This window comes from Acinetobacter amyesii (assembly GCF_002018365.1).
In the GTDB taxonomy this organism is placed as follows: Bacteria; Pseudomonadota; Gammaproteobacteria; order Pseudomonadales; family Moraxellaceae; genus Acinetobacter; species Acinetobacter amyesii.
Map to the genome: position 1 here is coordinate 112858 of NZ_MVKX01000007.1, position 12143 is coordinate 125000.

Here is a 12143-nt window from a genome sequence, read left to right on the forward strand (position 1 = left end):
TATTATAAATTCCCCATTAAGGCATAACAGGTTTCTGTATTATCGACCTGTTTATTCGGCTGTAAAAATGCTCCCTGAGCTAAACCAATTCCGCTCAAAGAATTTAAACACACCGGTTTTATTTCTTCTTTTTGTAAAATTAAGCGCACATCCACCATTAATGTTGGACTGCACCAAGTTTGAATCATTTGTTTTAATTTTTGGCTGCGTGACTGATTCGGTAAAAATGTTAAATAATCTTCATGATTTAAAGGTCCAATCACGATTTCAATTTTTTCGTCAATCTGTTGAATCTTTTCACCACAAAAAGTATTTAGTCCCAATAAGCTCGGTTGAGATCCACCTAAACATGTTCTCTGATCTTCTTCAAATACAAAAGTTTCAGGGATAAATTCTCTAATATCAAAATTCTGCTTAAAGATACAGTTCAGCATGGTTTTTAATGCATAAGCTGTATTGTTTTGTCCCTGCATTAAACCTGAAAACTCAGCAAAATAATCATCTAAATCTGGCTGATCATGCTGGTTACGAATATAACCATTTAATGCATGTAAAATATCAAGATAGTGATTATCCTGCTCGATTTCATAACGAATAGGTAAATGATAATTTAAACTGGCATCAACATAATGTGCTGTTAATTTATGATTAAACAGCCCTAAAAACTTTTGTGTTTCGTGTCGCTGATGACGCCCGCTGAGCTTAATCTTATTAGTATAACTATAAGGTAATGCACCTTGAATACCCGTTAAACCCACCATTAAATTTGTCAGTTCAACTTTTTCATCGTTGAACTCTAAACTTTCAATTTCAGTGTTCGGAAAGTTTAGATTAAGTGAACTATTAAACTCAAAGTCATTTGCCCAATGGACTTGAGCCGCTCCATAAGGTGCATGTCTTAACAAACGAGTGGCTTGTACAAACTCGTAAGCCTTTGGTTCTTGGAAAAGTCCGTCAATTACAGAGCTTTCTTGCCACCAACGTTCTGCACGCATTGGTATAACTCCTGTTGACTATTTGCATCAAAAACCGAGACATCGACAAAGCTGTTCATATTGACTTTTAAATTAAAAATATGGGCCAGCAATTGACTAAATATATACAGGCTATGTCCTCTAAATATATCCGCATCGATATCGAGCTGTACTTTTAAACCTCTGACAAATAATGGAAACGGTTTACTATCCACAAGTTTCTGCGTGGTAGAAAACTGAATATTTTTTATGGAGTCGATAATAATTTGGTTTTCTTTCGATTTCGGTAAATTATACAATTCCAAAAGTTCTTTAATATGAGAGACCGCATCGCCTTTCATTAAAGACATATTATTCAAAGATAAATGTGAAATGACCCGCCACTGTTCTTGTTTATTTTGTTCAAAATAATATGGAATCGACGGCCTTTTGAGCATCAGAGCACGACGGGCCAAATTACTATCATTCAGAGTTAATGCATTCTGATCTTTATTATAACTTTCGTAAGGTAACTCGCGATTACTACATAGTAGTTCCGTACTAATAAAATCGGACTGAGTACTATGTGGGTCTAAAGCACGAGATATGATTGAATAGTTTAATTCCTGATGTTTATTCTTCATCTGCTGCGGATTTAAACTATAATAAAACTGGACTTTATCCTGATGATAATGACTCATTGCAAAAAAAGGCAGTACCGGATAATACACTTCATCTTGGTTACTTTTTTCACGCACCATATTCATTTTTAAAATGCTATAGGCTTGAAAATATTCAGGATGGTGTGCATCTGTCACCAATGGATATTCCATTCGCTTATGATTAATCTTTTGCGGCTCTGCTTGTTTATTGAAAAGATTAACAATTGGTGTAGCAAACAATTTAAAATTTGCCGCATTTAATTCTGAATAATTTCGAATCGCCGCTTGATCATTTAAATTGAGTTTAAAGTGCATTTGAACTTCAAATTCACTGTGTTCTAAACTTAAAAACTTAATGAAATCTAAATTTAGATTTAAAAAATTGAATTTTTCAGGAACACAAAAATATTCCATCAGTAAACGATATGCATGATGCGTATGTTGATCAATGGGTAGAACACTTTGAACTTCATCAAAGCCCATAATTTCAAATGGATTGGCAATATCAAAAATGTGCTGCCCCACACGAATCGAAAAACTCGTAGTGGATTTAAAAATACTATCCAATACCTGTAAAGGAAAATTAGAAATAGCGTCTAAAAAGATCGGCAAAGTTTCATTTTTGAGTAAAGCGTGCTTATTCGAAAAAATTTCAAATCCTAAGCTCAATGTAGCATTTTGATTTAAATGCATATGTGCCGATGGATGAGTTTTGAAATTGAGCTGTTTTAATTGAATCGGTAATAATGTGACTTCTTGTACCGTATGATATTCACATTGAACACCGCGCGTACTTTTGGCTTTTAGACTGGTCGCCTTTGGAATAACGTGTCGATCTGTTAATTGCTTAATTTTATTTATATCTTCGAAGCTCACCACAGAACATGCAGGAAATGGTTTTAAATATTGAGGAAACATCACCTCAAAAATTGATCGGGTAAAAACGTCATAACTATCTGCAAGTTTTTTATCAATCCGTGCAGAAATTAAAGAAAAGGCTTGAATTAAACGCTCAATATGCGGGTCATCTATTTGTTCTTGGTTTAAAGACAAACGCTGGGCGATTTTGGGGTATTTACTAGCAAACTCACGGGATTGTTGTCCAAATTCCTGTAGTTGTTTTTCGTAATACGGTAACAGCTCTTCAATCACAGATAACCCACTTCATTAAGCTCTTGGAGAAATAACATATTGTTGTGTTGTTGGTTTTAATAAGGCATCAAAAATAACTGGTTCGTATAAAGGATGAATATTTAAATATGCCTGAATACTTAAACATAGTGCCCCCATATTATGGCCATCCATGAGCATTTCGACTCGAATCTGTTTTAAACGCGGTTCATGTGCAGCAATCGATTGCTCAATTGACTGGCAAATTTTGTCGCGATCCGATGGATTTGCAGTCGATAAGCCCACAAAATCGATAATGCCAAATTGCAAAATAGATTTTTTTGCTAATGGAAAGTCGTCAATCAGTTCATCTAATTTTGCCACACGACTATTGAGGAGATCCTCTAAATCGGAAGCAACAGATTCACGAAGTTCTTGCAAAGACAGACCTTGAGTCTGCTGAGCATCTGCTGGTAATAAGCGGTCAAATAAAGTCGTTCTAAAACCATAAGGATAAAGCTGATCGAGATTCATATCTTCTTATAAATATTTAAAAAAATGAAAATAGAGGCTACCCAAGTTAGCCTCTATCTGAATCCATCTATTACGCTGCGTATGAAGCAGTGTTGTTAGATAATGACCACTTCTTAGTAACAGCACCTTTCGCAGTACCGTTAATATCTTGTTGGTTATATGTCCACTCTACTGCAGCATATTTCAAACCAAATGATTCGTGCGGAACACCTTCATCATTTACAGTTGGAGTCACACTAGAAACCAACACATGTTTCAGTTTGATTTGAAGATATTTAATACGTTTATCGCCATTCGCACGGTAGAAATCAATTTGAACTTCATCAAATGTATAACCTGCTGAACATGCTTCCCAAAGTTTAGGGCTTGTCGCGTCTAAATCTTTAACAAAAACCATATCAGAATGTTCTACACGTTCTGCAGTGTGACCACCCACACTTGAAGAAGTCGCAGATTTAGGTTGACGGATGTTATGCGTCCAAGAGTTTACTTCTAACCAACTCTTGTGCTCTGCATCACGAGATTCGCCGTCTACTTTGTACTTACCACGAAATTGAATGTATATATCTTTCATTGTTCTGAATACCTATTTATTTAAAGTTATTATAGTGTTGACCCAAATTAATTTGAGGACTGAGGTAACTCGGTCACAAGTCGTAATGAAACAGACAACTCATCCAACTGGAAATGTGGTCTTAAGAAAACCACAGATTTGTAGTGACCAGGCAAAGCTGGATTTTCTACAACTTTTACAGAAGCTTCACGCAATGGATACTGAGCTTTAGCTTCTTGAGATGCACCATCATCGAGTAATACATATTGCGATAACCATTCATTTAAGAAGGTCTCAACATTACCAGCTGATGCAAAACTACCCACTTTGTCACGCATCATTGCTTTTAAATAATGTGCAATACGTGAAACTGCCATGATGTATTGGATCTGGCTAGACAATGCAGAGTTGGCATTTGCTGTATCGCTATCATATTTTTTAGGTTTTTGCGTCGATTGCGCACCAAAAAATGCTGCATAATCCGTATTTTTGCAGTGTACCAACGGAATAAAACCAAGATCACTCAGTTCTTTTTCACGACGGTCTGTAATGGCAATTTCAGTTGGGCATTTAAAGACCACTTCACCATCATTGGTTTTGAACGTATGGACAGGCAAACCTTCAACTAAACCACCACCTTCTACACCACGAATCGCAGCACACCAACCATGCATATCAAAAGCATTGGTTAAACGTGTACCAAAGGCATAAGCCGCGTTCATCCATAAATATTCATTATGGTTTTCGCCTGAAACTTCTTCAACGAAGTTAAATCCTTCAGTGGCAATACCTTCTTTTGGATCATATGGCAAACGACCCAATACACGTGGCATCGTCAATGCAACATAACGTGCATCATCACTTTCACGGAATGAACGCCATTGTACATATTCAGCGGTTTCAAAGATTTTAGACACATCGCGTGGACGATCAATATCAGTGAAAGATTCTAGACCCAACATATTCGGGCTTGCTGCCGAAATAAACGGTGCATGTGCAGCCGCCGCGACATGTGAAATTTGCTCAAGCAAGTACATGTCAGAAGGTGTACGGTCAAACTCAAAATCACCAATCAATGTTGCATAAGGCGCACCACCGAATGATCCATATTCTTCTTCATAGATTTTTTTGAACAACGTGCTTTGGTCAAAATCGGTCGCACCTTGGAAATCTTTAATCAACTCTTTTTTCGTCGTATTTAACATACGAATTTTTGTTAAAGAGTTTGAAGGCGTTTCTTGGCAGAAATAATACAAACCGCGCCATGTCGATTCAATTTTTTGAAATTCAGCATGGTGCATGATTTTACTTAACTGAGATGAAATCAATGCATCAATTTCAGCAATACGCTTATCAATTGATAAAGTCATATTGTCTGAAACGGTGATGGTACCTGCCATCACTTCTTTAGCAAGTTCACCGATCAAACTTTTTGCACGATCATGTTCTTGATCTGTACGCGCAATACGACTTTGTTCAACAATAGAATCTAAAAGTGAATATTCTTCGGTTGCTTCAACGTTTGCAGCAGTTGCAGTATTAAAATTACTCATTTTCTGCCTCCACACTCAACTTACGAATTTGATCAGTGTTATGTAACACTTCATCCAATAAATCTTCTAAGCGTTCATTATTTGAAATTTTATTACGCAAGTCAGACAGACGCTCACGCGCAGCAACTAACTTTTGTAAAGGATCAACCTGTTGTACAACTTGCTCAGGAGTAAAATCGGCCATGCTCTTAAATGTAAGATCTACCGACATTTTTCCACCGTCTTCAGTCAAGGTATTCTCAACTTGAAAATTAGCACGTGGCGCTAAAGAGTCCATGACTTCATCAATATTATCTAAATCAACATTAATGAATTTCTTGTCTTTTAATTTGGTTTTCTCTACTTCAGATGCCGCAGAGAAATCACCTAACACCCCTACAACGAATGGTAATTCTTTAATTTCTTTACCGTCGCCAACTTCAACATCGTAAGTCAATTGAACACGAGGAGGACGAATTCGTTGAAGTTTTTTCTGTACACTTTCACGTTTTGCCATGAGTGCTTTTCCTTGTTATTTATTTTTCAATGTATCGAAAGGTGAACCACTGGCAGCAGGTTTTTTCACTGTAGTCTGCGGTTTTGCTGTCGTGGTGGTTTTCTTTTTGCTTGCTACTGTAGTCGTTTGTTTAGGCTTGGTAGACGCTGTATTGGTTCGTTTTTTAGCTGGTGTTGTCTGTTTAGATTTCACATTGCTCGTAGATTCAGCGCTTTTTTCACGAACATCTGCGGCAGTAGACGTAGATTTATCAATCGTCGGCTGAATATAACGAATATTATCCGACAACACTTTGGCAGGAGAATAGGTCTGTTCATCTAGCGTACGATTTTCATTACTTCGCATATGATTCAGCGCATTATAAGAAATAGCGATACCTGCTAAAAAAGTGACATCAGTAAGTTCAGGCGACTGATAGTTCTTTTCTCGCAGCAGATTGACTGCTTGCAATGCTTTTAAATTGTAACCATTAGCTTGATATTTTTTGGCAATATCTACAAAGATTTCATTTTTTAAGTTCTCATTTTTCTTATTTTTTTTGTCACATAACTGATTATAAAAACCAATAATCTCTTGATCTGTATCACCTACTGCCAGCGGATAATCCTTTAAACAGGATTTTTTCACAGATGCCGCTTCATCTTTTGCAAAAACGGTTTGTGTTAAACTGGCTGCTAAAATTATAGGTAATAAAACACTAAATTTATTCAAAATTGCCTCTGTATTTCTACGTGCTAAAACTTAATTTATGTGGAGAAATCACCACTTATTTTCCCGTGGGTTTTCTCTTCATTTATCAAAATTAAAAATATGCTGCAGATTTAACAAAAAATAAGCACATAGAGTCAATACAAAAATGTGCCAAATGCCCCAAAGTTTGTCGACTATTTGTTTTTTTTTGTTTCATTTTATAAAAAAATCTTTTTCCTTTTTTTATTTAGTCTGTATTATATCGCCTAAAGCAAGACACTAATAATATATAAGGTGTTGATTTTAAAGTTTTTATTTTTATAGCAAGAAAAAAGAGATCACAGTCAAACTTGTAAAATTTCGTACTGTGGATTCTAAATTTGATGAGTTATTTATGAATAATTTAAAAGTTTTAATTACTAAACTTTCACCTCACGCCCGCATTTCACTCGAAAAGTCAGCCAATACATGTATTTCACAGCAAAATTATGAAATCGAAATTGAACATTTTTTGCTCGAATTATTAACCTATAACAATAAAAATGACCTTCAAATACTCTTAGAAAAATACAAAGTTTCTGCAGATGGTTTGGCAGATGACCTCAAAGAAAGTATCGCTCAACTTTCAAAAGGAAATACGCGCACCCCGATTTTTGCCCAATCCATTGTGCGCTTACTTGAACAAGCTTGGTTATTAGCATCTGCTGAACAAAATCCACAAATTCGTAGTGGTCATTTACTTGTTGCGCTCCTTACCGCGCCAGATTTATACCAAATTGCAGCAAGAGCCTCTTCCTTGTTCGATTTATTACCTATCGAAACGATTAAACATAAATTTTTAGATCTTTGCCTAAAGAGCATTGAAAATGAAGATTTAGCAACTGCATCACCAGATGAAAAATCAGCAGCACAAACGAATGCAACTACGCCAGTTAAAACACCTGCTCTAGACCAATACACCATTAATTTAACTGAAAAAGCTAAAAATGGTGGCATAGATCCTGTGATTGGTCGTGAGTTTGAAATCCGCCTAATGCTCGATATTTTGATGCGTCGTCGTCAAAACAATCCGATTTTAACGGGTGAGCCTGGTGTCGGTAAAACTGCCGTTGTTGAAGGTTTGGCATTAAAAATTGCAACCAACCAAGTTCCAGATGCTTTAAAAAACGTCAGTATTCATACTTTAGATATGGGCTTACTACAAGCGGGTGCCAGTGTTAAAGGTGAATTTGAAAATCGCTTAAAACAAGTCATTCATGAAGTTCAATCCTCTGCACATCCAATCATTTTATTTATCGATGAAGCACACACATTGATTGGTGCGGGTGGTCAAGCAGGTCAAAATGATGCAGCAAACCTATTAAAACCGGCGCTAGCGCGTGGTGAGTTAAGAACCATTGCCGCAACGACATGGGCTGAATATAAGCAGTATTTTGAAAAAGATGCCGCATTGAGCCGACGCTTCCAAGTAATTCAGGTCGATGAACCGACTGAGGAAGTCGCAATCGACATGCTGCGTGCCATGATTCCCGTAATGGCAAAACATTTCAACTTGCAAATTGACGATGAAGCTATTGTTACTGCAGTTCATGCATCACACCGTTATATCACTGGCCGTCAATTGCCTGATAAAGCGATTAGTGTCTTAGATACCGCTTCTGCGCGTGTTGCGTTAACGCAAAATGCACAACCTGTAAAATTGGATCAACTTCAAGCTCAATTACATAATTTGAAGCTTGAATTGGCGATTCTTGAAAATGAACATAAGAATATTCCGATTCACCACGAACGCATTGAAAATGTAAAAACACAAATATCCGCGCTTGAACAAGAGATTCAGTCGACTGAAGTACAGTGGAAAAAAGAACTCGAGTTTGTTCAACAAATTAAAACGCTTGAACAAGAGTCCGAGCAAAAACCAGAAAATATTGAAATTTTAAGCAATATTCGTAACCAATTGGCAACGTTACAAGGTCAAACGCCGCTGGTTTTTGAACGTGTAAATGCACAAATTATTAATGAAATCATTTCAGACTGGACCGGTATCCCTGTTGGGAAAATGGTGAATGATGAAATTCAGCAAATTTTGAAGCTTGAAACACAGTTAGAACAGCGTGTGATGGGTCAAGATTATGCACTACATCAACTGGTACAAGGCATTAAAACCTCTAAGGCAAAATTGGAAGATCCAAATAAACCTCAAGGCGTTTTCATGCTTGTTGGCCCAAGTGGTGTGGGTAAAACCGAAACTGCACTTGCGTTAGCAAACGAGTTATATGGTGGTGAGTCTCATTTAATCACAATTAACATGTCTGAGTATCAAGAAGCACATACCGTGTCGTCTTTAAAAGGTGCTCCCCCGGGCTATGTCGGTTATGGCCAAGGCGGCGTTTTAACCGAAGCTGTTCGCCGTAACCCATATAGTGTGGTTTTGCTCGATGAGATTGAAAAAGCACACAGCGATGTTCAAGAGCTATTCTACCAAGTATTCGATAAAGGTACTTTGGAAGATGGCGAAGGTCGTGTTATTGACTTTAAAAATACTACTATCCTGCTGACTTCAAATGCAGGCTCAAGTGCCATTATGCAGGCCTGTTTAAATCAGCCAGTAGAAGAATGGCCGTCAGCAGAAGAACTTTTAGATGTATTAAAACCAGCTTTATATAAACAATTTAAGCCGGCATTTTTAGGCCGTATGCGTATCGTGCCGTATTTCCCATTGCACGATGATCTGCTCGTACGCATTATTCAGCATAAATTAGGCAAAATCACCGCGCGTATTGAAAAACAATATGGTACGCAAACACGTTATACCGATGATTTAGTCGAATTATTATTAAGTCGCTGTACTGAGGTCGATAGTGGTGCGCGTAATGTCGATAACATTTTAAATGCGACGGTCTTGCCTGCTTTAGCCACTGAATTACTCATGGCGATGAGTGAACAAAAGATTCCATCGGTCATTGAAATCGATGTCAAAGATGATGAAATTATTTATGTTTTAGATCCTAAAAGTAAACCTGCGAAAAAACGCAGCAGCAAAAAGACTAAAACCTTAGAAGCATAAGCTAGGAACAATGTAGAATATGAGTTTAGAGCTCGACGCTTTATTGCAACCGATTACGGAAGATTTACCTTGCGGTAGTGATTTTTCATTTTCAAATGATTTTCATGCAATTAAAAAAGCTAAAACACAAGATGACCCGCTTTTGGATCAAGGCGACTGGATCGCAGAACCGAAACAGGCAGATTGGGGCTTTGTGCACCAAAAATCGTCAGATCTACTTCGCGAACAAACTAAAGATATTCGCTTATATGGTTGGTTGCTTGAAGCGTGGACTCACATTCATGGTTTTGAAGGGATTGCCAAAGGGATTGAACTTACACAAAAAAGTTTGCAAGACTTTTGGCTGCAACTTCATCCTGAAATTGAAGATGATGACCTTGATCAACGTCTAGGTTTATTACAAGGGATAATTAATCAAATCCCAACATTAATTAAATCAGTTTCAATCGTTCATGGCGCGGCAGCGTATTCCCTGTCCGACTATGATCGACTGCTCCACGTTCAAAACCAAAGACGTAAATCCAACCATGAAGATGATGATCAAGAAGAGTCTTTTAATGGTATGGAACAGTTTGAACATGCCTTGTTCAATACGTCAAAATCAATTCAATACCTGTATTACCAACAGTTTTTAGATATTTTAAACCATTGGGAAAACTTAAAAACGACTCTTGATGATTTGATGGGTTTAGATGCGCCAAGCTTTGCTGGCATTGACTCTCAAATCGAAATGATTCACTTAAGCTTGAAAAAAATCTATAAAGCAGATGCTTTTATCAATACATCGAGCGCTGAACAGGTTCAATCAAATTCTCCAATTGAAAGCCAAACACTACCCACTGTAAATTCCGTGCAGAATGATATGCAAATAATACAACAACAGCATACGCAGCAATTTAAACCTCAAGTGCAAAATCATCTTGAAAATCGTGAACAAGCCATGAAAGTCTTGCAAGATATTGCGGACTATTTCCAAGTGAATGAGCCGCATAGCCCTGTCAGTTATATGCTGCAAAAAACCATTAAATGGTCACAAATGCCACTGCATGAATGGTTAACTCATGTGATTAAGGATGAAAACCCTCTTGAAGCTGTACAAGAAATGTTAGGTGTTCAGCAACAAAGCAATGAATCAAATAGCGACTGGTAAAAACAATGTTTAAAGCAGAAAAAATTTTATGGGGTGAAGGATTATTTTTACGCCCACAACACTTTCAATTACAAGATGCTTATCATGAACAGCGTTTAAACCATACGGTTCGCGCAACGATACCGTTCGCTTATGGTATTCAAAGTTTAATTTTTGATGAATCACAACTCAGTACCAATACTTTGGCTTTGAATAAAGTCGAAATGATTTGGCAAGATGGCGAGATTTATCAAGCGCCTGCACAAGATTTATTACCTGAGCCTGTACTACTTGATTCATTAAATTTACGCGGCGAAATGCAAATTTATTTGGCATTACCGATTGTTCAACCGAATAAGCGAAACGTCAATTTTGAAGAAAATACCCAATCGAGTCGCTATCATTCACATTTGACTGAAACTCATGATTTGTTTACAGATGCGACGGCTGCTGAAATTACCTTATTACGTCGCCGTGCAGAGTTCAAAATCTTTGAATTAGGCCAAGAACCACAGCACAATCTTGATGGTTTTCTTTATATGCCAATAGGCCGCATCAAGCGCCAAAGTTCTGGTAATTTTGTTTTAGATTATCAATTTATCCCACCAATATTACATATTAGTTCGTGTGATTCGCTCATTACTGGGCTTAAACGAACGCTCAATATTATCAAAGCTAAAATTAAAACCATTCAATCGAATAATCGTGAAAACGAACAAAAGTTAATTGAATTCCGTTCAGGCGATATTGTGTCGTTTTGGTTGGTTAATGCGCTGAACACTGCACATGCAACATTAAACCATTTATTGCAATATCCAATGATTCATCCTGAACGTTTATATTTTGAATTATTACGTCTGACAGGTTCGTTACTGACCTTCTCGACAGCTTACGAAGTAGATCAGCTTCCACAGTATCAACATCATAATTTGCAAGAAAGTTTTGCTCAATTAGATGTGATTTTACGTGAGTTGCTCGATACGATTATTTCAAATCGATATATCAGTATTAACTTGAAAGAAACCCGTCAATCCTACTGGGTGGGCAGCCTTGAAAGTGACAAAATTACTCGCGATTCTCGCCTGTATTTAGCTGTTTCAAGTAGCGTGATGCCTACACATGATATTATTTCTTATGTACCGCTGCGCTTTAAAGTCGGTAATACCGTCGATGTTGAACAGCGTGTCATGGCGGCCCTACCTGCTGTTCCATTGCAACATATGATGCAAGTGCCAACAGCAATTCCAGTACGTTCAGGTGTAAGTTATTTTGAAGTTGAGCCAAATAATGATTTGTATCAGCGTATGCTTGATTCTGAATCGATCTGTGTTTACATACCAGCTGGCTTCCAAGATATCTCGATTGAACTTATTGCAGTGATGAATGGTTAAGGAGC

Annotated in this window: 10 protein-coding genes; 3 read left to right on the top strand and 7 right to left on the bottom strand. The window is 37.3% G+C overall.

Translation table 11 applies throughout. The features are described from left to right. Positions 1-2 precede the first annotated feature (2 nt). The 7 genes from tssG to B1202_RS11665 form a co-directional block, all read right to left on the bottom strand. Complete coding sequence (tssG, locus tag B1202_RS11635) at positions 3-995, bottom strand: type VI secretion system baseplate subunit TssG (protein WP_078190768.1); 993 nt, start codon at positions 993-995, stop codon at positions 3-5. Beyond that, entirely contained in the window at positions 959-2767 is a 1809-nt protein-coding gene (tssF, locus tag B1202_RS11640; RefSeq protein WP_078190769.1) for a type VI secretion system baseplate subunit TssF, read from the bottom strand. The genes tssG and tssF overlap by 37 nt, the downstream gene beginning before the upstream one ends. A gap of 15 nt (positions 2768-2782) precedes the next feature. After that, a complete protein-coding gene (gene tssE, locus B1202_RS11645; protein ID WP_078190770.1) occupies positions 2783-3259 on the bottom strand; it encodes a type VI secretion system baseplate subunit TssE in 477 nt (158 codons plus the stop codon). 70 nt (positions 3260-3329) lie between these two features. Then, positions 3330-3833: an Hcp family type VI secretion system effector gene (locus tag B1202_RS11650; RefSeq protein ID WP_078190771.1), complete on the bottom strand. Its 504-nt coding sequence runs from the start codon at positions 3831-3833 to the stop codon at positions 3330-3332. A gap of 47 nt (positions 3834-3880) precedes the next feature. Continuing rightward, positions 3881-5365 carry a type VI secretion system contractile sheath large subunit gene (gene tssC, locus B1202_RS11655; RefSeq protein ID WP_078190772.1) on the bottom strand — a complete coding sequence of 495 codons (1485 nt, stop codon included), beginning with the start codon at positions 5363-5365 and terminating at the stop codon, positions 3881-3883. Continuing rightward, entirely contained in the window at positions 5358-5861 is a 504-nt protein-coding gene (tssB, locus tag B1202_RS11660) for a type VI secretion system contractile sheath small subunit (protein ID WP_078190773.1), read from the bottom strand. The genes tssC and tssB overlap by 8 nt, the downstream gene beginning before the upstream one ends. A gap of 15 nt (positions 5862-5876) precedes the next feature. Beyond that, on the bottom strand, positions 5877-6572 hold the full coding sequence (locus B1202_RS11665) for a hypothetical protein (RefSeq protein ID WP_078190774.1): 696 nt from the start codon (positions 6570-6572) through the stop codon (positions 5877-5879). A gap of 373 nt (positions 6573-6945) precedes the next feature. On the opposite strand from B1202_RS11665, the gene tssH reads away from it, so the two are divergent. From tssH to tssK, 3 genes are read left to right on the top strand one after another with little or no spacing between them, the layout of a single operon-like run. After that, complete coding sequence (tssH, locus tag B1202_RS11670; protein WP_078190775.1) at positions 6946-9618, top strand: type VI secretion system ATPase TssH; 2673 nt, start codon at positions 6946-6948, stop codon at positions 9616-9618. A gap of 19 nt (positions 9619-9637) precedes the next feature. Beyond that, positions 9638-10768 carry a type VI secretion system protein TssA gene (tssA, locus tag B1202_RS11675; protein ID WP_078190776.1) on the top strand — a complete coding sequence of 377 codons (1131 nt, stop codon included), beginning with the start codon at positions 9638-9640 and terminating at the stop codon, positions 10766-10768. A 5-nt stretch (positions 10769-10773) separates the two neighbouring features. Beyond that, positions 10774-12138 carry a type VI secretion system baseplate subunit TssK gene (gene tssK, locus B1202_RS11680; RefSeq protein WP_078190777.1) on the top strand — a complete coding sequence of 455 codons (1365 nt, stop codon included), beginning with the start codon at positions 10774-10776 and terminating at the stop codon, positions 12136-12138. Positions 12139-12143: the final 5 nt, after the last annotated feature.

Bases quoted from the DNA above. Each gene is read 5' to 3' on its own strand.
- tssG (WP_078190768.1), bottom strand. From the start codon at position 995: ATGCGTGCAGAACGTTGGTGGCAAGAAAGCTCTGTAATTGACGGACTT.
- tssE (WP_078190770.1), bottom strand. From the start codon at position 3,259: ATGAATCTCGATCAGCTTTATCCTTATGGTTTTAGAACGACTTTATTT.
- B1202_RS11650 (WP_078190771.1), bottom strand. From the start codon at position 3,833: ATGAAAGATATATACATTCAATTTCGTGGTAAGTACAAAGTAGACGGC.
- tssC (WP_078190772.1), bottom strand. From the start codon at position 5,365: ATGAGTAATTTTAATACTGCAACTGCTGCAAACGTTGAAGCAACCGAA.
- tssB (WP_078190773.1), bottom strand. From the start codon at position 5,861: ATGGCAAAACGTGAAAGTGTACAGAAAAAACTTCAACGAATTCGTCCT.
- tssH (WP_078190775.1), top strand. From the start codon at position 6,946: ATGAATAATTTAAAAGTTTTAATTACTAAACTTTCACCTCACGCCCGC.
- tssA (WP_078190776.1), top strand. From the start codon at position 9,638: ATGAGTTTAGAGCTCGACGCTTTATTGCAACCGATTACGGAAGATTTA.
- tssK (WP_078190777.1), top strand. From the start codon at position 10,774: ATGTTTAAAGCAGAAAAAATTTTATGGGGTGAAGGATTATTTTTACGC.